The 19,733-nt window shown below is 76.8% G+C and carries 19 protein-coding genes and 2 pseudogenes; 10 read left to right on the forward strand and 11 right to left on the reverse strand.

Going from position 1 to position 19,733, the window contains the following annotated elements:
• The first annotated feature begins 154 nt into the window (after nt 1-154).
• Nucleotides 155-1,534, forward strand: a complete 1,380-nt coding sequence (locus OO48_RS10600) for an MFS transporter (RefSeq protein WP_063830656.1) — start codon at nt 155-157, stop codon at nt 1,532-1,534.
• On the forward strand, nt 1,531-2,103 hold the full coding sequence (locus tag OO48_RS10605) for an isochorismatase family protein (protein ID WP_425338530.1): 573 nt from the start codon (nt 1,531-1,533) through the stop codon (nt 2,101-2,103). The genes OO48_RS10600 and OO48_RS10605 overlap by 4 nt, the downstream gene beginning before the upstream one ends.
• 527 nt (nt 2,104-2,630) lie before the next feature.
• Here OO48_RS10605 and OO48_RS10610 read toward each other — a convergent pair.
• Together OO48_RS10610 and OO48_RS34350 are read right to left on the reverse strand one after the other, a co-directional pair.
• Entirely contained in the window at nt 2,631-3,068 is a 438-nt protein-coding gene (locus OO48_RS10610) for a hypothetical protein (RefSeq protein WP_157845422.1), read from the reverse strand.
• 98 nt (nt 3,069-3,166) lie between these two features.
• Nucleotides 3,167-3,978: pseudogene (locus OO48_RS34350) on the reverse strand (questin oxidase family protein).
• A 233-nt stretch (nt 3,979-4,211) separates the two neighbouring features.
• Here OO48_RS34350 and OO48_RS10620 point away from each other — a divergent pair.
• Nucleotides 4,212-5,426: a glycoside hydrolase family 6 protein gene (locus OO48_RS10620; RefSeq protein ID WP_033214558.1), complete on the forward strand. Its 1,215-nt coding sequence runs from the start codon at nt 4,212-4,214 to the stop codon at nt 5,424-5,426.
• A 161-nt stretch (nt 5,427-5,587) separates the two neighbouring features.
• Here the strand turns inward: OO48_RS10620 and OO48_RS10625 are convergent, their stop codons facing one another.
• Complete coding sequence (locus OO48_RS10625; protein ID WP_051731982.1) at nt 5,588-5,965, reverse strand: hypothetical protein; 378 nt, start codon at nt 5,963-5,965, stop codon at nt 5,588-5,590.
• Nucleotides 5,949-6,467, reverse strand: coding sequence for a MarR family winged helix-turn-helix transcriptional regulator (locus OO48_RS10630; protein WP_051731983.1), 519 nt, complete (start codon nt 6,465-6,467; stop codon nt 5,949-5,951). Before OO48_RS10630 ends, OO48_RS10625 begins: the two co-directional genes overlap by 17 nt.
• Before the next feature lie 120 nt (nt 6,468-6,587).
• Between OO48_RS10630 and OO48_RS10635 the strand changes: the two genes are divergently transcribed.
• The 3 genes from OO48_RS10635 to OO48_RS10645 all read left to right on the forward strand — a co-directional run bounded on the left by OO48_RS10635 (nt 6,588) and on the right by OO48_RS10645 (nt 9,972).
• Entirely contained in the window at nt 6,588-7,436 is an 849-nt protein-coding gene (locus tag OO48_RS10635) for an alpha/beta fold hydrolase (RefSeq protein ID WP_033214560.1), read from the forward strand.
• 83 nt (nt 7,437-7,519) lie between these two features.
• Nucleotides 7,520-8,263 (forward strand): ABC transporter ATP-binding protein, encoded by a 744-nt coding sequence (locus tag OO48_RS10640; RefSeq protein ID WP_033214561.1) that lies wholly within the window; start codon nt 7,520-7,522, stop codon nt 8,261-8,263.
• The gene (locus OO48_RS10645) at nt 8,260-9,972 is read left to right on the forward strand and encodes a DUF6297 family protein (protein ID WP_245194586.1); all 1,713 of its coding nucleotides are present in this window, start codon (nt 8,260-8,262) and stop codon (nt 9,970-9,972) included. Before OO48_RS10640 ends, OO48_RS10645 begins: the two co-directional genes overlap by 4 nt.
• 41 nt (nt 9,973-10,013) lie before the next feature.
• On the opposite strand, the gene OO48_RS38180 is transcribed toward OO48_RS10645, so the two are convergent.
• Nucleotides 10,014-10,184, reverse strand: coding sequence for a hypothetical protein (locus OO48_RS38180; protein WP_157845424.1), 171 nt, complete (start codon nt 10,182-10,184; stop codon nt 10,014-10,016).
• Nucleotides 10,185-10,377: 193 nt separating this feature from the next.
• Between OO48_RS38180 and OO48_RS10650 the strand changes: the two are divergent.
• A pseudogene (locus OO48_RS10650) lies at nt 10,378-11,025 on the forward strand (TetR/AcrR family transcriptional regulator); the annotation flags it as partial.
• Nucleotides 11,026-11,037: 12 nt separating this feature from the next.
• Nucleotides 11,038-11,388 carry a VOC family protein gene (locus OO48_RS36105; RefSeq protein ID WP_081952037.1) on the forward strand — a complete coding sequence of 117 codons (351 nt, stop codon included), beginning with the start codon at nt 11,038-11,040 and terminating at the stop codon, nt 11,386-11,388.
• 100 nt (nt 11,389-11,488) lie between these two features.
• Here OO48_RS36105 and OO48_RS10655 read toward each other — a convergent pair whose 3' ends face one another.
• On the reverse strand, nt 11,489-11,848 hold the full coding sequence (locus tag OO48_RS10655) for a 5-carboxymethyl-2-hydroxymuconate Delta-isomerase (RefSeq protein ID WP_033214563.1): 360 nt from the start codon (nt 11,846-11,848) through the stop codon (nt 11,489-11,491).
• 547 nt (nt 11,849-12,395) lie between these two features.
• Between OO48_RS10655 and OO48_RS10660 the strand changes: the two genes are divergently transcribed.
• On the forward strand, nt 12,396-14,417 hold the full coding sequence (locus OO48_RS10660; RefSeq protein ID WP_033214565.1) for a SpoIIE family protein phosphatase: 2,022 nt from the start codon (nt 12,396-12,398) through the stop codon (nt 14,415-14,417).
• A 42-nt stretch (nt 14,418-14,459) separates the two neighbouring features.
• On the opposite strand, the gene OO48_RS10665 is transcribed toward OO48_RS10660, so the two are convergent.
• The 5 genes from OO48_RS10665 to OO48_RS10685 all read right to left on the reverse strand — a co-directional run bounded on the left by OO48_RS10665 (nt 14,460) and on the right by OO48_RS10685 (nt 18,479).
• Entirely contained in the window at nt 14,460-14,885 is a 426-nt protein-coding gene (locus OO48_RS10665; protein ID WP_033214567.1) for an SRPBCC family protein, read from the reverse strand.
• A 140-nt stretch (nt 14,886-15,025) separates the two neighbouring features.
• Nucleotides 15,026-15,397 carry a tetratricopeptide repeat protein gene (locus OO48_RS10670; RefSeq protein ID WP_051731984.1) on the reverse strand — a complete coding sequence of 124 codons (372 nt, stop codon included), beginning with the start codon at nt 15,395-15,397 and terminating at the stop codon, nt 15,026-15,028.
• A 100-nt stretch (nt 15,398-15,497) separates the two neighbouring features.
• Nucleotides 15,498-16,904 (reverse strand): hypothetical protein, encoded by a 1,407-nt coding sequence (locus tag OO48_RS35035; protein ID WP_167346437.1) that lies wholly within the window; start codon nt 16,902-16,904, stop codon nt 15,498-15,500.
• Nucleotides 16,905-17,144: 240 nt separating this feature from the next.
• On the reverse strand, nt 17,145-17,540 hold the full coding sequence (locus OO48_RS10680) for a Zn-ribbon domain-containing OB-fold protein (protein ID WP_051731986.1): 396 nt from the start codon (nt 17,538-17,540) through the stop codon (nt 17,145-17,147).
• 210 nt (nt 17,541-17,750) lie between these two features.
• A complete protein-coding gene (locus OO48_RS10685; protein WP_051731987.1) occupies nt 17,751-18,479 on the reverse strand; it encodes a TetR family transcriptional regulator in 729 nt (242 codons plus the stop codon).
• Nucleotides 18,480-18,576: 97 nt separating this feature from the next.
• On the opposite strand from OO48_RS10685, the gene OO48_RS10690 reads away from it, so the two are divergent.
• Nucleotides 18,577-19,728, forward strand: a complete 1,152-nt coding sequence (locus tag OO48_RS10690; RefSeq protein WP_033214570.1) for an acyl-CoA dehydrogenase family protein — start codon at nt 18,577-18,579, stop codon at nt 19,726-19,728.
• The last annotated feature ends 5 nt before the right edge of the window (nt 19,729-19,733 follow it).

Here is a 19,733-nt window from a genome sequence, read left to right on the forward strand (position 1 = left end):
GCCGCCGGAAAACCAGTGGTCCGACGCGGCGTCAGGCCCTACCTTGCTGCCGGTGACCCGCGACGCCCGTGAACCCGCAGAGTCCCCGCCCGCGCCACCACCCGGGCTGTTCTCCCGGGCGTACCTGGCCACCACGGCGAGCTTCGCCGCGGTGATGTTCCTGACCGGGTTCGCGGCGATGGCGGTGATGCCGCTGCTGCCGGTGGCCGCCCGGGAGCTCGACGGGGTCGGCCTCTACCCGCTGGTGGCCGGGGCGTTCGTGGCGGCTGGCCTGCTCGGCGGCGTGCTCGGCGGCTCGTGGGCGGACCGCGCCGGGGCCAGGCGGCCGCTGACCGCCGGAGTGGTGCTGTCCGTCGTGACGCTGCTGGTCTCCGCGACCAGCGGCACCGTCTGGCAGCTGGGCGTGGGCCGCTTCACCGACGGCATCGCGGCGGGCCTGGTCGCGGTGTCCGTCAACGCGGCCGTCGGACAGTCCTACCCGGACCGCCTGCGGGCCCGCGTGCTGTCCCTGATGAGCGCCTGCTGGATCGTGCCGTCCCTGGTCGGGCCCCCACTCGCCGGGCTGGTGGCCGGGTGGTGGTCCTGGCAGGCGGTGTTCTTCGCCCTCGCGGGGCTCACCGCGGTCCCCGCCGCGGCCGCCGTGCTGCTCCTGCGCGGCCGACCGGGCCGACCCGAACAGCCGGCCCGGTCGGGGCAGGCACCGGAGGAGCCCGGCTCGGCCGGGCGGCGGCCCGCGCTGTCCGCCGCGCTGGCGGTGAGCGCGGCCGCGGCACTCACCCAGTACGGCGTCACCGCCTGGGACGCCGTTCACCTGCTGTGCGCGGCGGGCGGCGCGGCGCTGCTGGCGGCCTTCGCCCCGCGCCTGCTGCCCCCGCGCACCTGGCGGGCCGCCGGCGGGCTGCCCGCCACCGTGCTGCTGCGCGCGCTGACCTCCGGCGCGTACTTCACCCTGGAGGCCTTCGTCCCCCTGCTGCTCACCACGGCGCGCCGGGTGCCCGGCACGGTGACGGGGCTCGCCTTCACCGGGGCGACGCTCGCCTGGGCCGGATCCTCCTGGGTGCAGGGACGGCTGCACCACCGGGTGCCCCGGCACCGGCTGGTGGCGGTCGGGGCCGCCGTGATGGCGGTCGCGGTGGCGGTGGCGGCGCTGTGCACCGTCCCGGCGGTGCCGGCGGCGGTGGCGGTGTCCTCGATGGTGCTGGCCGCCGTCGGGATGGGGCTGGCGGCGCCCTCGCTCACCCTGCTGTCGCTCGCGCACGCCCCGGCCGGCCGGCAGGGCTACGCGAGCGGCGCGATGCAGACCGCGCAGAACCTCGGCCAGACCCTGGTGCTGGCCGTGGCCTCGGCCCTGTTCACCACCCTCTCGGTGCTGTCGGACGGCGAACTCCCGGCGTTCGCCGGTGCGTTCGCGCTGCTGGCGGTCCCGATCGGGACGGCCGCCGCGCTCTCCGGCCGCACCCGGGTCAGGACTGCGGCCACCGGTGGGCAGCCCGCCCCGCGGCCGTCCGCCGCCGAGGCGGTCAGCGGAACGTGACGGCCGCCCACCCCGGCGGGCCGCCGCCGCACCGCCCGGCCCTGCTGGTCATCGACATGCAGGCCGGTACCGCACCCTTCATGCACCGCCCCGGCCCGACCGTCCGCACCATCGCGGGCCTGAGCCGCCGGGCCCGCGCCGCCGGCGTCCCCGTCGTCACCGTGCGGCAGCGGGGCTGCGGCGCCGTCCTGCCCGAACTGGCGCCGCCGGACGGCGAACCGCAGCTGACCAAGACCACCGCGGACGCCTTCCTGCGCACCGACCTGGCCGACACGCTGGCCCGGCTCGGCGCGACCGAACTCCTGGTCACCGGCTTCGCCACCGAGAACTGCGTGGAGACCACCGCCCGCCAAGCCCTCAGCCGCGGTTACGACCTGGTACTGGTCGCGGACGGGCACACCACCTCCGTCCGCCCCGAGCCGACCGGCTTCGTCCCGCCGGACGCGGCCATCGCCCACCACAACGAGATCTACCGCCACCTGGACTTCCCCGAGCGCAGCATCCGGGTCCTGCCCGCCGCCGCCGTCGACTTCACGGCGCCCCCGCCCCTGGAGCCCCGGCGCCCCTGAAGCCCCGACGCCGAGCGCCGGCGCCGGCAGCCACTCGTCGACCCGCCGGCCGACCAGCCGTTCCGGCGCGAGCATCCGCAGGTGCCCGACCCCCTCCTCGGCGGTGGTCGCGTACGGGTCGCGCGGGGTGGTGCACCAGGTCTCCGGCCCGGCTTCGACGAGGTACGACCAGAAGCCGACGGTGGAGCGCGCCGAGGTGCCCGGCGACGACCGTCGCGCCGGGCAGGTAGCGGTGCCCGTACACCGGCACCGGCTGCGGGACGTCCGCCGGCCCGTCCCGAGCGTCCCGCAGCGCCTGGGCCGGGTCGGCCGACCCCAGCCGGGATACCGGAAGCCGGTGCGGCGGACGTCGAACAGCACGCCCTCGACCGGCGCGTCCAGCCGGGTCCGCAGGTCCGCCGGGTCACCGGCGCGCCAGTCGGGGCGGCGGCGCGAGCCCAGCGGCAGCCCGGCGGAGAGTAGGACCCGGTGGTCGGCGGCGAACCGGAGGCCGAACCGCTCCTCGACCGCGTCGGGCTCCCGCCCGTTCAGCGGCCGGGGCGCGGTGGGCCCAGCGGGCCCAGGGAGGCGAGGAACGCCGCGTCCAACGGGTGCTCCCAGGACGCCACGCAGACGTGGGCGCGCTCCCAGTCGAAGGTCAGCAGACCGACCCGCCCGTCCGCCCAGCGGTGCCGGACGCCGGGCCGGGGCGTCCCGGTCACGGTGACGATGGTCTCCTCCAGCCGGGGCGGTCCGAGCAGTTCGGCGTGCTCGGGCCGCCCGTGGTGGCCGAGCAGGTTGCGCAGCGCCGCCGCGCTCTGGTCGCGCACGGTGGACTGGGCAAAGACCAGCAGCGGGGCGGAGCGGGGCCCGCCGGTGAGGTAGCCGTGGATCACCGAGTCCGTCCCCGCGCCGGTGCCGCCGGTGACGGTCATGCCCCGGGAGCCGCCCCAGCCGGGGATTCCGAGGACCGGAAAGTCCGTCAACTCCGCCTCCGCGGCTCGCTCCCCGTGCCCTCCCGTCCGCCGGGGCGGGGGACACCTCGCCGTCCACCGTACCCGCCGGCCCGCCCGCACCCGCCCGCTCAGCGCAGCGGGCGGTTCAGCTCGATCGCGTACAGCGCGGCGGCGAGGGCCGGTCCGTCGCCGACGTCGAGGGCGGTGTCGGTCGGTTCGAGGACGTGCTCGTCGCCGTGGGCCAGCGCCCGTTCGACGACCTCCTCGGGCGTGCACCCGACCGTCGGGACGCGGTCGGCCGGGGCGTCGGGCGCGTACATCGCGGTGACGCGGCGGAGGCGGCCCAGGCGGCGTGCAGGCTCGGCGCCCACAGCTCCCGGGGGAGCGCGGGCAGCGTGCGCAGCACGGCGTTGGGCGCGGTGGCCGCGTGGACGAGCATGGTCCCCTCGCCGTGGCCGTGGGTCGCGTACCGGTGGGTCGCGGTCCGGACGAGCCCGGTCAGCCGCCGGTGCGCCTCGGCCGGATCGGTGACGGCGGACGTCCAGTCGGGCAGGGCCGTGACGCGCTCCAGCCGTTCGGGGAAGCCGCCGGTCCGTCCGGCGACCGGCACCACCGCGTCGAGCGCGGCGGCGGCGCCCCCGGCGACCGGCGCGGCGGGGCGGACGGCGAGCGGGCGGTGGCGGGCGGCCCAGTAGCCCGGGCCGTGGGCGAGTTCGGCGAGCCGGGGCCCGGTCTCCGGTCCGGCCGGCAGGGTGCGGACCGCGTGGCCCACCCGGATCACGGGGTGGGTCGAACCGCCGTACAGGCCGGGCAGCAGCCGGGGCCACCACCGGGCGAGGACCTCGCGCCACGGGCGGTCGGCGAGTTCCCGTCCGAGCCGCTCGGGACCGCAGGCGTGCAGCCGTTGCCGGGCCTCGTCGAGGGTGCCGGTGGTGTCCACGGGAGGGACGGTAGGCGGGCGCGGGCCGCCCCGGTGAGGGTCCGTGGACGTAGGACCGGGGTCTGCGCCGCCGGACGGACGGCACCGGGGCGTGAAAGTTTCACCCGGTCAGGGGCCTCGTGGCGGGTCCTGCTGCGGGTTCGGCGGGTCCGGCCGGGCGGGCCTTGACGGGGTGTCGCCGGGGCTGGCTGCATGGCGGCTCCGTTCGCCGATCCCCGCCGGAGAGACCCGCCATGCGCCCACCCCACCCCGTTCGAGCCGCGCTCTCGCTGGCCGTGCTGCTCGCGTCCGGCCTCGGCCTCGCCACCTCCCAGGCCCAGGCCGCGCCCGCCGCGCCCGGGGCGCGGACCCTCGCGCCGGACACCCGGTTCTACGTCGACCCGGGGAGCAAGGCCGCGCAGCAGGCGCTCACCGACCTCAAGGCGCACGACCTGGCCGGGGCCAAGTCGATGGCCCAGCTGGCGTCCTGGCCGGTCGCCCAGTGGTTCAACGGCACGGCCACCCCGCAGGAGACCACCAGCGCGATGGCCGCACTGCAGACGAAGGCCGCCCGGGCCAAGCAGGTGCCGGTCGCCGTCGCCTACAACGTGCCGGGCCGGGACTGCTCGCAGTACTCGGCGGGCGGCGCCTCCAACAGCACCGAGTACGCGGCCTGGATCGACGCCCTGGCCCGCGGCATCGGCGACCGCAAGACGGTGGTCATCCTGGAGCCGGACGGCCTCGCCCTGTCGCCCGCGTTCTGCGGCGGCACCGCCGCCCAGCAGCAGGACCGGCTCGCCGAGATCTCCGCCGCCGTGACCCGGCTGGAGCGCCAGCGCGGCGCGATCGTCTACCTGGACGCCGGGCACAGCACCTGGCAGAACGTCGGCACCCAGGCGCAGCTGCTGATCGACGCCGACGTCGCCGACGCGCAGGGCTTCTTCCTGAACGTGTCGAACTACCAGACCGACGCCTCGCTGATCCGCTACGGCACCCAGGTCTCCAAGTGCGTCTGGTACCTGCGCAACACCCCGGGCGCCACCGCCGACTCCTGCGCCAACCAGTACTGGCCCGCCGCGGACGCCGACGCCTGGTACGCCGAGCACGTCCCGGCCGACGCCAAGCTCACCCACTTCGTGATCGACAGCAGCCGCAACGGCCAGGGCCCGTGGACCCCGGAGCCCGGCAAGTACACCGGCGACCCGCAGACCTGGTGCAACCCGCCCGCCCGCGGCCTGGGCAGCCGCCCCACCGCGAACACCGGCCAGGCCCTGCTGGACGCCTTCCTGTGGATCAAGGTCCCCGGCGAGTCCGACGGCAGCTGCACCCGCGGCACCGCCGGCCCGGCCGACCCCGAGTACGGTTCGGTCGACCCGATCGCGGGCGGCTGGTGGCCCGAGCAGGCGCACTCCCTGGCGGAGAACGCCGCCCCGAAGCTCACCTTCAACACCGGCCTGCTGCCGCGTTGACGACGGCGCACCGAGGTCGGCGCGTCAGTGCCGGGACACCGGTGCCGGCGCATTGACGGTGGCGCACCGGGGCCGCGACACCCGTGTCAGGCACCGACGGCGGAACACCGACGGCGGAACACCGATGACGGAACACCGACGGCGGACGCCCGGGCGAGGACCTACTCGCCCGGGCGTCCGCCGTACTGCCCCCGCAGCACCGGGCCCAGCTTGCGCTGGACCGAACGCAGCCGCCGGACGGTCTCCGCGTCGTCCCACCCCGTGGTGGTGGACCACTCGACGCCCGAGCCCACCAGGTCGCTGGCGAAGACGACCTCGGTGGCGAGCAGGGCGCGCGCCCAGTCGGCCGGGGAGAGCGGCAGGTCCTCGCGGAGCGCGCCGGACAGCCGCCCGCACCCCGTCAGCAGGTCCGCGGCGTCCGCGAAGCCCAGCGCGTAGGCCATCGCGTCGCCGCTGCGGGCCGGGCCGCCCCACTCACCCAGCGCGCGGCGCAGCAGCTCGCGCTCCTGCGCGTCCAGCAGTTCACTCGGCTTCGGCATCCTGTTCGGCTCCCCCGTTCCCGTCCCGGTTCCCGTCCGGGCCCCCGTCCCCGTTCGCGTGCCGGGCGACGATCTCCCGTACGGACGCCAGGAATCCTTCCACGGTGGCCCGCTCGGTCGCCGACAGCCCGTCGACCAGGGCGGCCGCCTCGCCGATCAGCGGGCCGAAGAAGCCCTGGCCGAGCGCGACCGCCCGCTCGGTGACCGCCAGCAGGACGCGCCGCCGGTCGTGCGGGTCGCGGCTGCGGTGGACGTGGCCCAGCCGTTCCAGCCGGTCCAGGACGGCGGTGGTGCCCGCCGAGTTGAGGCCCAGTTCGCGGCCGAGCCGGCCGGGCGTGGCGGGCGTCCCCTCCCGGGCGGCGTCCAGCAGCGCGATCAGCGCCCGCAGGTCGGTCGGGTGCAGGCCGTGGCGCTGCGCGAACGAGGCGGCCAGCAGGTCGAGTTCGACGGTGAGCGCGCGCAGTGTGTGCACGGTGCGCAGGCCCGGCCCTGGATCGTTCATCTGCTCGGCCTCTCGTGGGGTGTCTCGCGGGGACGGTTGTCCGCAGGGGCTACGGCATGCATATTATCTCGCCCAGCGAGAAGATTGCCGAGCGAGACACTTTCTCCAGGAGAGCCCAGCATGGGATTCGACCGTTCCGCCTTCCTGTCCGCCTACGACACCCTGCTCGACCGCTGGCCGGTCCCGGTCGAGACGCTCGACCTGGAGACCCCCTGGGGCACCACCCGGGTCAACGCCGCCGGGCCGCCCGACGCCCCGCCCCTGCTGCTGCTCCACGGCGGCGGCGCCACCGCCGCCAGTTGGTGGGAGAACGTCGCCGAACTCGCCCGCACCGCACGGGTCCTCGCCGTCGACCGGATCGGCGAGGCCGGGCGCTCCAGCGCGGACGGGCACACGCCCCCGCGCACCGTCGACGACCTGCACGGCTGGCTGGACGCCGTCCTGGACGCGCTCGGCGCCGAGAGCGCCGACCTGTGCGGCCACTCCTACGGCGGCTGGATCGCCCTGAGCTACGCGCTGCGCCGCCCCGACCGGGCCGCCCGGCTGGCCCTGCTCGACCCCACCGGCTGCTTCACCGGCTACCGCCCCTCCTACCTGCTGCACGCCGCCCCGATGCTGGCCCGCCCCAGCGAGCGCCGGGCCAGGGCCTTCCTCGCCTGGGAGACCGGCGGCGTCCCCCTCGACCCGGACTGGACCCGCCTGTACGGCCTGGCCGCGACCTTCCCGGCCACCCGCCCCGTCACCGGCCCCCGCCCCACCGCCGAGGCCCTGGCCGCCCTGAAGGCGCCCTGCCTGCTGCTGCCCGCCGCCGACAGCCGCACCCACGACCCGCGCACCCTGGCCACCCGCGCCGCCGCCCTGCTCCCGCAGGCCCGCGTCCACACCCTGGAGGGCGTCTCCCACCACGGCCTCCCTCATCTGCGGGCCGCCGAGCTGAACGCCGAACTGACCGCCTTCCTGACCCGCTGAGACCCGGGCCCGGGGGCAGTGCGGACGGGGGCCGGGCGGCGGTCCATACTTGGGCGATCCGTTCGTCGAGAGGCGCCGCCCGCATGGCCGAGAACCCCACCGCCCCGAGCAAGGCGCTGCTGCGACTGACCGGCGTGAGCCGTTCGTACGGCGGCCGGGAGGTGCTGCACCCCGTCGACCTCGCGCTGGCGGCCGGCGAGTGCGTGGCACTGCTCGGGCACAACGGCTCCGGCAAGTCGACCCTGCTGCGGGTCGCGGCCGGCCGCGACCTGCCGACCGGGGGCACGGTCCGGTTCGACGGCCTGCCGATGGACGAGAACGACCCCCGGATCCGGGCCCGGGTCGCGGTCGTCGGCGACACCGTCGCCCACTACCCCGACCTGACGGTGCGCGAGCACCTGCTGCTGGTCGCCGTCGCGCACGGGGTCGCCGACGCCGCCGACTGGGTCGACCAGGTGCTGGAGGCCCGCTCGCTCACCGAGCGGGCCGACGCCCTGCCCTCCGCCCTCTCCTCCGGCCAGCTGCAGGCCCTGCTGCTGGCCTGCGCCCTGGTCCGCCCCCGCGACCTGCTGCTGCTCGACGAACCCGAGCAGCGCCTCGACCCGGAGGCCCGCCGCCGGCTCGCCGAACTCCTGAAGGCCGAACTCGCCGACGGCGTCGCGGTGCTCCTGGTCACCCACCACACCGACCTCGCCCTGGAGGTCGCCGACCGGGCGGTGGTCCTGGAGGACGGCCGGATCCTCCGGCAGGGCCCGCCCGCCCAGGTCCTGGCGGCCGGCGCCCCCGGCGTCGGCGCGGCCGGCACCGGAACGGCCGGCCTCCGGTGAGCCGCGCGGAGACCGCGGCCGAACCCGGGGAACGGGACGGGGCCACCGCGCCCGCCGAGTGGACGGCGGACGACGACTGGACCGACGAGGCGCTCGCCCTGCTGCGCGCCCTGCGCGCCCCGCACCGGCGCAACCGGGCCAAGCAGGTCGCCTTCGCGCTCTACTGCACCGTGCTGCTCATGCTGTCGTGGGCCGGCGTCCCCAGCCTCGGCCTCTTCCTGCAGGCCTCGATGGGCGCCGACTACACCCACTACGGCCCCGGCCTGCTGGCCGCCCTGCCCAGCGGTGCCGCCGCGGCCGGGCTGGCCGTCCTGCTGCTGGCCGTCCGCGACGGGCTGTGGCGCGGGCCGGTCGTCCCCCCTCGTGCCACCACCGACTGGCTGCTCGCCCACCCCGTGCGGCCCCGGCCGGTCCTGCGGCCGTGGTTCTGGCTCTCCTGCGCCCTGGCCGCCTTCCCCGGAGTGGTGGTCGCCCTCGGCGGCATGGTCGCGCTCGGACTGACCGTGCGCACCGGCCTGCCCGCGGCCCTCGGCTGGTGCCTGGCCGGCGCGCTCTGCCTGCCGCTGCTGGGCGTCTGCGCCGGCCTGCTGGTGCAGCGCGACCCGCGGGCCGCCCGCTGGGCCCGCCTGCTCACCCCGTACGCCACCGTGCTCGTCCTGGCGTTCGCCACGCAGAGCGCGCTGGCCGTCGCCGGGCACCCGGTGCACTGGCTGGAGCGGATCGAGCTGTGGTCGGGCCCGTGGGGGTGGGCGGGGATCGCCGCGCTGGCCCCGACGCCCGCCGCCGTCCCCGGCGGGGCGGTCGCCGCCGCCCTGCTGGCGGTACTGACCGCACTGGGCCTGCTGCTCGCGGACCGGACCATCGGCACCGTGTCACTGACCCTGCTGCGGGAGCGGGCCCGCACCGCCGCCGGAGTGCTGGCCGCGCTGCGCACGGTCGAACTGCGCGCCGCCCGGCTGGCCGTGACCGACGCCTCCGACGGCGGACGCCGGGTGCGGGTACGGCTGCCCGCGCCCCGCAAGCCCTGGCTGGCCCTGTACTGGCGCGACACCCTCGCCCTGCTGCGCACGCCCGCCCGGCTCGGGCGCGCGGTGCTGCTGGCCGTGCCGGCCCTGCTCTGTGCCGTCCCGGCGCACGGCAGCCGGGGCGCGCTGTCCTGGGCGATCACTGCGCTCGCGCTGCTCTTCGGCTACCTGGCCCTCGCCCAGCTGCTGGAGCCCGCCCGGATCGAGACCGACGACGTGCGCCGCTCGTCCTGGTCCCCGTACCCGTTCGCCGGGCTGATGCTGCGCCACGCGGTGGTGCCCGCCGCGCTCGGTCTGGTCCTGGCGGTGGCCGGCGCGGCGGCGGTGCTGCCGCTCGGCGGCGGGGCGGCGGCCTGGCTGGCCCCCCTCGCGGTGCCGCCGCTGGTCGCGGCCGGGCTGGTCAACGCCTGCCGCGGCAGGGCCCGCCGCGACCTGCTCTACCGCTCCCCGCAGCCGGGCAGCGCGGGCACCGGCGTCCCCCTGTTCGTCGCCTGGTACGCGGCCGGTCCGGCCGTCGCCGTGCCGGTGCTGGCCCTGCCGCTCTCGGCGGCGCTGCGCGCCGGGACGGCCGCCGCGCTGCCGCAGACCGCGCTGATCAGCGCGGCGCTGACCGCCGTCCTGCTCCAGTGGGCCCGGGCCAGGGCCGCCGCCCTGCCCGCCCAGGCCCGCCCCGGCCGCTCCTAGCCACGGGAGCCGGTAGCGTCGGGGCGGGCCGGGGGCGGGGTTCAGCGGCGCCGGTAGCGCCGGGCGACCGCCGCGAAGGCGGCCTCCGGCTCCCAGGCCATGTCCCCGCCGATCAGCTGTACCGCGTCGCAGTGCAGGTCGTCGCGGATGACGGCCAACTCGTGCCGCACCAGCGCCGGGTCGAAGTCCGGACGGAACGTCCGGCCGTGCACGACGGACCCGGTGTCGTAGGTCGTTCCTCTGGCCCGTACGGCGCTCTTCCTCTCCTCGGACTGCCCGGTGCGCGGTCGAGGCCGGCAGGGAAAATGCGGGTACGCAAATTTGCTGATGAGAAAGTTTGCTTCCGTGCGAGCTTTCGGATGCGCAAGTTTGCGGGCGCGCAGAGCCGCATGGAAGGCTGGCGGCATGACGACACCCGGGCTGCGGGAGCGGAAGAAGCGGGCCACCCGTGAAGCCCTGCGCGCGGCGGCGCTGCGCCTGGCCCTGGAGCGCGGCCCGGACGCCGTGCGGGTCGAGGACATCGCGGAGGCGGCCGGGGTCTCCCCGCGCACCTACAACAACTACTTCGCCGGCCGCGAGCAGGCGATCGCCTCCGCCGTCGCCGCCGACCGGGAGGAGCGGGTCGCGGCGGCCGTCACCGCCCGGCCCGCGGACGTGCGGCTGGCCGACGCCGTCACCGACGCGGTGGTCGAGCAGTACGCGGACACCGGCGCGCAGGCCCCCGAGGCGCTGCTGATGGTCGTCGCCCGGCCCGCGCTGCGCGCGGCGTTCCTCGACACCGCCGCCGGGATCGAGCCCCCGCTCGCCGAGGCGATCGCCGGCCGGCTCGGCGACGCCGCGCCCCAGACCGCCCGCGTCCTCGCGGCGAGCACCGCCGCGGCGGTCCGCGTCGCGCTGCACGACTGGCTCCGCCCGGCGGGCGGTGCGGAGACCGGCAGCACGGCGGCGGTCGGCGGCCTGGTCGTTCCCGCCGGTGCGCTGCCCGGGCGGCTCCGGGCGGCGCTGGCCCCGCTCGCGCCCGCCTTCGACGCCGCCGAGCAGCAGGCCCGGCCGGAGCGCGGCCGGGTGCGGCGGGTGGTGCCGAACCTGCGGGTGGCGGGGGAGGGGGCGCAGCGGAGGAACCGGGAGTTCTACCGCCTGCTCGGCCTGGAGGAGGCCATGAACCACGGCTGGATCATGACGCTGGCCGCCCCCAGCAGCCCGACCGCGCAGCTCAGCCTCGCCACCCGGGACGCCACCGCGCCCGTCGTGCCGGACCTCAGCGTGGAGGTCGAGGACGTGGACGCGACGTACGAGGCGGTGCGGGCGGCGGGAGCGGAGATCGTCCACCCGCTGTGCGACGAGGAGTGGGGCGTGCGCCGGTTCTTCGTCCGGGACCCGAACGGCCGGGTGGTCAACGTCCTCGGCCACCGCTGAGAGCGTCCACCGCCCGGGCGTCCGCCGCCCGGGCGTCCGCCGCCGGGGCGTTCGCCACTGACGGCGGCCGCCGCCGGGGCGCCCGCCGTCGGCCCCGGGGCTACCAGCCGGTGCGCAGCCGGTAGGAGGCGGCGAGGTCGCGGACCTCCGCCGAGCGGACCACCTCGCGGCCCAGCACCGGGCGCAGGTGCTTGTCCAGCAGCCGCAGCACCTCCTCGGCCAGCCGGCCCTTGAGCCCCTCCGGCCGACCGGGCAGCAGGCCGATCGCGATGTGCACGAAGGCGACCAACTGCCCGTCCGCGGTGTCGACCCAGGTCTCGGCGGCCGGGCGGAAGAAGGTCTTGCACACGCCCCGGGACGCCACCCACTCGCGCACCAGCGGGTGCAGTTCGCGGACGAAACCGGGGCGGTCGAAGGCGTCGGCGAGCTGCGGCGAGTAGTCGACGGTGATGTGGGGCATGGTGGAGACCTCTTCGCGCAGATGCTTGGCTTCTACATCCGCCTATCCTCTCCCCGGCCCGTTCCGGCCCCGCCCCCGGGGGTGCCCCGGACGTCCGGAGACCGGACGCCCCAAGGCGGACAGCGGTCACCAGCGGCCCCACCACCCCGGCGCCGCCGCGTCCACGCGCACCCGTACCGCGCAGTGCCGTGGGCCCGCGGTCAAGCCCGCAGGTACTCGTCCAGTGACGGCTGCTCCGCCACGTTCGGGTGGCCCAGCACGGGCACCCACTTCCCCTCGTCCTCATCCACGCGGCCCGTTCCGCTCCGGTCCTGACCTCCCGTCAGGTGAACGAGGGCCGGTCGGAGCCGGCTCATCGGCGGGGGAAATCCGGGCGCGGCCATTGGCCCGCTCCGAGCCGGGAGTGTAGGAATGGGCGTATGACCCGGTTCCGGGCAGCACCCGGTGGACGCAGCGTGGCGGACCAGAGCCCTCCGCGACAGCTGTCCACCGCCCCGCGCCCCGTCCCCGTGGCACCCCGGTCCCCTGCCCCCGCCGGACGGCCCGGATGACGGCCGCCGCCCCCGGCGCGGGGCGCCACCGCGCTCCCGAACCCGTCCTGGTCCGCGAAGGCGTGCTGCTGCTCGACGCCGGCCTGCTGGTGCGCTACGCCAACGACGAGGCCCGCCGCCTGCTCGACCTGCCCGCCGACTGCGAGGGCCGCCCGCTCGACGCGCTCGGCCTGCCGCCCGCGCTCACCGCCCTGCTGCGCGGCGGCGAACTCACCGACGCCCCCGCCACCGTCCACGGCCGCACCCTCACCGTCGACCTGCACCCCGCCGACGGCACAGGCGGAACGTCCTGCCGGATCGCCACCCTGCGCGACAGCACCCCGCTCGCCGTCCCCGACACCGCCCGGCTGCGCCTGGAACTGCTCTACCGGGCCGGCGCCTCGATCGGCACCACCCTCGACATCACCCGCACCTGCGAGGAGCTCGCCGCCGCCCTCGTCCCGGCCTTCGCCGACTTCGCCAGCGTCGACCTGTACGAGGGCGTCCCGGCCGGCGGCGAACCGCGCCCCGAGCGGGGCCGCCCGCTGCGCCGCGCCGCGCTGGCCGGCGTCACCGACCTGTCGCCGCTGCTGGCGCCGGGCTCGCCCGTCCCGCTCGTCCCCGGCACCCCCAGGGCCAGGGCCGTCGCCGGGCTGTGCTCGGTGGTCGAACCCGACCTGTCCGCCGCGCTGGCCGTCTGGGACGAGGTCAGCCCCGGCACCGTCGACGCGATGCGCGCGCAGCGGGTGCACACCCTGGTCACCGTGCCGCTGGCGGTCGGCGGGACGCTGCTGGGCGTGGCCACCTTCTGGCGGGCCCGCCCGCGCCCGGCCTTCGACGAGGAGGACCGCAGCCTCGCCGAGGAGCTCGCCGCCCGCGCCGCCGTCCTGGTCGAGAACGCCCGCCGCTACACCCGCGAGCACACCATGGCCGTCGCCCTCCAGCACAGCCTGCTGCCCGCCGGCCTGCCCGAGCAGCACGCCCTGGAGGTCGCCTCCCGCTACCTGCCCGCGCAGGCCGGCGTCGGCGGCGACTGGTTCGACGTCATCCCGCTCTCCGGCGCCCGGGTCGCCCTGGTCGTCGGCGACGTGGTCGGCCACGGCGTGCACGCGGTGGCCACCATGGGACGGCTGCGCACCGCCGTGCACACCTTCTCCTCGCTCGACCTCGCCCCCGACGAACTGCTCGGCCACCTCGACGCCCTGGTCAACCGGCTCGACCAGGAGCACCCCGCGCCCGCCGGCGCCGAACGCCCGATCACCGGCGCGGCCTGCCTGTACGCCGTCTACGACCCGGTCACCCGCCGCTGCACGCTCGCCCGGGCCGGCCACCTGCCGCCCGCCGTGGCCTACCCCGACGGCCGGGTCGAGATCGTCGACCTGCCCGCCGGGCCGCCGCTCGGCGTCACCGGCCTGCCCTACGAGACCGCCGAACTCGAACTCCCCGAGGGCAGCCGGATCGTGCTGTACACCGACGGGCTGCTGGAGTCCCGCGGCCAGGACATCGACCACGGCCTGAAACTGCTGCGCGCCGCCCTCGCCCGCCCCGACCGGAGCCCGGCGCGGACCTGCGAGGACCTGCTCGCCGCCCTGCCCCCCGCCGACCCCTCCGACGACATCGCCCTGCTGGTCGCCCGCACCCGCGCGCTGCCCGCCGACCACGTCGCCGACTGGGACGTCCCCGCCGACCCCGCCGCCGTCGCCCGGATCCGCGCCGCGGTGCTGCGCCGGCTCGACGACTGGGGCCTGTCCGAGCAGGGCTTCGCCGCCGAACTCGTGCTCAGCGAACTGATCACCAACGCCATCCGGCACGCCGCCGCGCCGATCCGGGTCCGACTGCTGCGCGACCGGGCGCTGATCTGCGAGGTCTGGGACGGCTCGGCCACCTCCCCGCACCTGCGCCACGCCACCGACACCGACGAGGGCGGGCGCGGCCTGTTCCTGGTCGCCCAGCTCGCCGAGCGCTGGGGCACCCGCTACCCCGCCAGCGGGAAGGTCATCTGGGCCGAGCTGCCGCTGGGGGAACCGTCGGGGCGGTAGGGCCGCCGCCGGGGGCGCCGTCGGGGAGCGGGCCGGGCGGGCTCACTCCTCGCAGAGCTGCTTGAACAGCTCCAGGTCGGTGCGGACCGCCTCCTCCACCGCCAGGCCCTGCGCGGGGCCGGGCGGGCCGCCCAGCGCCCCGGCCAGTTCCTGCGGGTCGTACTCCAGGCGCAGCTGGACCCGGGTGTGCGCGGCGTCCAGCGCGCGCAGCGCGAAGGTGCCGCGCAGCGGCGGCCCGTCCACCGTCTCCCAGCTCATCACCCGGCCCCGCCCGTGGTCGGTCAGCTCCGCGTCCACCGCGTGCCGCTCGCCGCCGAACTCCACGTCCAGGTGCGCGTGGTGCCGCCCGTGGGCGCTGGCGTGCACCACCCCGGCGACGAACAGCGGGTACTCCGCCACCCGGTGCAGCTGGGACCAGGCCGTCCCCACCGGGACGGTCACCTCGATCTGCTCCTCCAGCGTCCGCATCGGCCGTACCTCCGCGTCGGTTCCGTCAGCGCGCTCCCTCCAGCCTGCCAGGGCCCGGGCCCGGCCACGACAGCACACCGCCCCCGGCCGTCGGTTCGGACGGCCGGGGGCGGTGCGGGCGGTGCGGTCGGCGGTGGTGGTCAGACCTCGGGGAAGTCCCCGTCGAACGCGGCCGCCAGCCGCAGGTAGGGGACCGCCTCGGCGGCCCGGCCCTGGCGCTCCAGGACGCGGCCGAGCACCAGGTGCGCGTAGTGCTCCACCGGGTCGCGCTCGATCACCTCGCGCAGCTGCTCCTCGGCGCGGCGCAGCTGGGCCGAGTGGTAGTAGGCGCGGGCCAGCAGCAGGCGCGGGCCGACCTGCTCGGGCACCTCGGCGACGACCCCGGCGAGGATCAGCGCGGCGTCCGAGTACGCCTTGGAGTCGAAGAACAGCTGGGCGCGGGCCCAGCGCTCGGCGGTGCTCTCGCCGGGGGCCACGACGGACGCGCCGCGGTGGCGGAGGTCGGTGGTCATGTCTGCTCCCTCCCGTTTCCGGGTCCTGCCGGGCCGCGATGGCCCGACAGGTGGTTGAACATTCACCTATCGGCGGGTATTCCGCCGTCCGCCGCACCGCTCAGGACAGCTCCAGCAAGCGGTGCATGAACGGCACCGGCAGCGCCGGGTTCGCGGCCGCCGCCTCCGGCTGCGCCCCCGGCTCCAGGGCGCCCAGCAGCGCCCGCAGCGGCAGCCGCGGATCGCCCGCCGCCGCCCGCGCCACCACCGGGTCCGCGTCCGCCGCCAGCGCCGCCAGCACCTCCGGCTCCGGCGCCGGGTCGCGCAGCGCCGCCAACCGCAGCGCCGGCTCCGCCCGCCGCGCCCAGCGGGCCAGGCCCGGCGCCGCGAACCGGTCGTCCGCCACCAGCGAGGCCGGGCCGAGCAGCTGCTCGTACACCGAGCGCAGCAGCTCGCCCGGCGCGTCCGCGCAGTGCTCGGCCAGCGCCAGGCGCACCATCAGCTCGACGTCCGCCGCCAGCACCGCCACCACCTCGGCCGGCAGCCGCTCCAGCGACGCCACCGCGCAGCGCACCAGCGGGTGCGAGGAGCGGGCCAGCCGCAGCAGCTCCGCCGGATCGCCCGCCCGCCGCGCCACCCAGGGCAGCTCCGGCGGCACGTCGGGCAGCCGGTACGCCACCGCCGAGCGCTGCTCCTCCGTCAGGTCCGCCCGCAGCGACACCGCCAGCCGCACCGACTCGTGCGGATCGGCCGCCAGCGCCAGCGCCAGATCGGTGGGCAGGTGCGGATTGCCCGCCGCCGCCGCCCGGATCCGCGGGTCGTCGTCCAGCACCAGCCACTCGCCCAGCGCCCGGTCCAGCGGGGCCGAGGCCGCCGTCCGCTCCCGCCGGGCCGGGTCGCTCTCCGCGATGTACCCGGCCAGCGACACCGGCAGCTCGCGTTCCACCCGCAGCGCCCGCCGCACCGCCGCCCGCACCGCGGGGTCGCGGTCGGCCCGCAGCGAGGTGCGCACCCGCGGCGGCAGCCGCGACCAGGAGTCCGCCCGCACCGCGGCGGCCCGCACCAGCGGCGAGGTGTCCTGCGCCAGCTCCACCAGCAGCTCCGGCGGCAGGCCCGCGCAGCCCGGCACCCGGCGGCGGGTGTCCGGGTCGCGGTCGGCGGCCAGCTCCGCCAGCGCGGCCGGCGGCAGCGCCGTGCGGTGCGCCGCCGACGCGGCGGCCCGGCGCACCCGGCGCTCCCGGTCGCCCGCCAGTGCCGCCAGCACCGGCGCCGGCAGGCCCGGGCGCTCGGCCAGCGCGGCCCGCACCGTCCACTGCGGGTGCTGCCGGGCGGCCTCCAGCACCGGCGCCGGCAGCTCGGGCCGGCGGGCCAGCCAGCCGGGCTCCGCGCCGTCCTCCAGCAGCCGGCCCAGCACCTCGGCCGGGGCCCCCGGATTGGCCGCCAGGCCGCTGCGCCAGGCCCGGGCGGGCGGCGGCCCCGACAACGGGCGCCAGCGGGCGGCCGACTGATCTGCGCTCAGATCGAGCACGTGCGAGTACCTCCCCCGGAACGACAAACGCCATCGACCCTACCCGCGCGGCGGCGGTGCGTGCACCGGTTCCCGCCAGGCAGGCACAGCTGGGGCACGGGATGTCGAAAGCGTGCGCACGGCACGGATGTCCGAAGGAGGAGCGCCCCCGTCCGGTGGCACCCGGTGCCAGTGGACGGGGGCGCGGACCGGGCGCCGGTGGGGCGGCGGCCCGGGGCCGGGGGAGCGGGCGGGGGCCGCTCAGAGCCGGGACGCGAGGCGGAAGGTCAGCACCCGGCCGCCCTCCTCGCTGGCCACCAGGTGCACCCGGGCGCCGATCGGCACCGCCCCCGGCAGCCCGCCGAGCACCGCGGCCTGCACGGTGAACCCCTCGTCCAGCACGATCAGGTAGGGCCGTCCCGGCTGCGCGCCGCGCCGGGTCGGCCGCAGCAGGCGCTGCACGGTGCCCTGGCCGCAGGCCCGCGCGGGCGTCAGGTCGGCCGAGCCGCACACCGGGCACAGCAGGCAGGCCGCCGAGCTGGCCGAGTGGCACCAGCGGCAGCGCCGGTAGTCGAGTTCGGCCTCGCCCGGCTGCGACGGGAAGGCGGTGGAGTGCTGCGGGGCGAGCGGTGCGGACGGGGCGAGTGTGAGTGTCATGGCCGTCTCCTCCCTGGGACATGGGCGCGCCGCCGTACCGCCGCCCGGGAGTGGGCGTGCGGTCGGGGCGACTGCCAGAAGGAAGGTATGGCACTCAGTGCCTTGTGTAAAGGTACCCAGTGCCATTCATATCGGACGATCTTCGACAGGCCGCCGGAGCTGCGCGGACGGGCGGGCGCGGGCCGCCGGGGCCGCGCGGGCGGAGGGCGCTCAGCCCTCCAGCGCCGCCTCGACGCCCTGCACCACCCGCCACATCGGGGTGCCGCGCCGGGCCACCATCACCACCACCTCGTCGTCCCGCGAGGGCGCTCCGGTCCCGCCCTCGCCACCGCCGCCCCAGGTCTCGACCACGAGCTGGAGCGCCTCGTCCACCGCCGCCCCCACGTCGCCCTCGCCGCCCGAGCGCAGCCAGGAGCGCAGCGCGTAGTTGTGCGCGGCGACCACCGCCGCCGCGATCACGTCCGCGCGCAGCGCGCCGTCCGAGCGGGCCGCGTAGCGGGTGCGCAGGTGGCCGGCCAGGGTGCGCTCGTAGCGCCACACCACGGACAGCTCGTGGACGCGCAGGGTCGGAACCTGCTTGGTCAGCCGGTAGCGCCCCACCGAGAACGCCGGGTTGCCCGCGTACATCCGCAGCACCAGCCGGGCCGCGTCGCAGACCTGCTCCACCGCGTCGCCCGCCGGGTCGGCCGCGGCCAGGAAGGCCGTCATGTCCGCCAGGCAGCCGTCGTGGTCGGGGAAGACCACCGCCTCCTTGGAGGGGAAGTACCGGAAGAACGACCGCCGGCCGACACCCGCGAGCGAGACGATGTCGTCGATCGTGGTCTGCTCGAAACCCCGCTCCGAGAACAGCTCGAACGCCGCCTCCACCAGCGCGTCCCGCATCGTCGGACGCGCCGGGCCGCCCCCGGCGGTCCGGTCCTGCTCATGCACCTCGCTCATACCCGGACGGTAGCACCGACCAGGACCTTCGGGCTGGGCCAGACGACACTGAGTGTGCATAATCGGGGGTACTGAGTGCCACACCGAGGAGACTGCCATGACCCAGGACTTCGACCTCTACCGGCTCGGCGAGGAGCACGACATGCTCCGGGAGTCGGTGCGCTCGCTCGCGGAGGCGAAGATCGCCCCGTTCGCGGCAGCGGTGGACGAGGAGGGGCGTTTCCCGCAGGAGGCGCTCGACGCGCTGCAGGCCGCGGACCTGCACGCCGTGCACGTGCCGGAGGAGTACGGCGGCGCGGGCGCGGACGCGCTGGCCACCGTGCTGGTGATCGAGGAGGTGGCGCGGGTGTGCGCGTCCTCCTCGCTGATCCCGGCGGTCAACAAGCTGGGCTCGCTGCCGGTGCAGCTGTCCGGCTCGGAGGAGCTCAAGGCCAAGTACCTGGGTGCGCTGGCCCGGGGCGAGGGCATGTTCTCCTACTGCCTCTCCGAGCCCGAGGCCGGCTCGGACGCGGCCGGCATGAAGACCAGGGCCGTGCGCGACGGCGACTTCTGGGTGCTCAACGGCGTCAAGCGCTGGATCACCAACGCGGGCGTCTCCGAGTACTACACGGTGATGGCCGTGACCGACCCCGAGAAGCGCTCCAAGGGCATCTCCGCCTTCGTGGTCGAGAAGGGCGACGAGGGCGTCTCGTTCGGCGCGCCGGAGAAGAAGCTCGGCATCAAGGGCTCGCCGACCCGCGAGGTGTACTTCGACGACGTGCGCATCCCGGCGGACCGGATGATCGGCGCCGAGGGCACCGGCTTCGCGACCGCGATGCGCACGCTGGACCACACCCGGGTCACCATCGCGGCCCAGGCGCTGGGCATCGCGCAGGGCGCGCTGGACTACGCCAAGGGGTACGTGAAGGAGCGCAAGCAGTTCGGCAAGGCGATCGCCGACTTCCAGGGCGTCCAGTTCATGCTGGCCGACATGGCGATGAAGCTGGAGGCGGCCCGGCAGCTGACGTACGCGGCGGCCGCGAAGTCCCAGCGCGGTGACGGCGACCTGACCTTCTTCGGGGCGGCCGCCAAGTGCTTCGCCTCGGACGTGGCGATGGAGATCACGGTGGACGCGGTGCAGCTGCTCGGCGGCTACGGCTACACCCGGGACTACCCGGTGGAGCGGATGATGCGCGACGCCAAGATCACCCAGATCTACGAGGGCACCAACCAGGTGCAGCGGATCGTGATGGCCCGCAACCTGCCCTAGCACCA

Origin of the sequence: Kitasatospora phosalacinea (assembly GCF_000716545.1) — a bacterium.
Classification (GTDB): domain Bacteria; phylum Actinomycetota; class Actinomycetes; order Streptomycetales; family Streptomycetaceae; genus Kitasatospora; species Kitasatospora phosalacinea.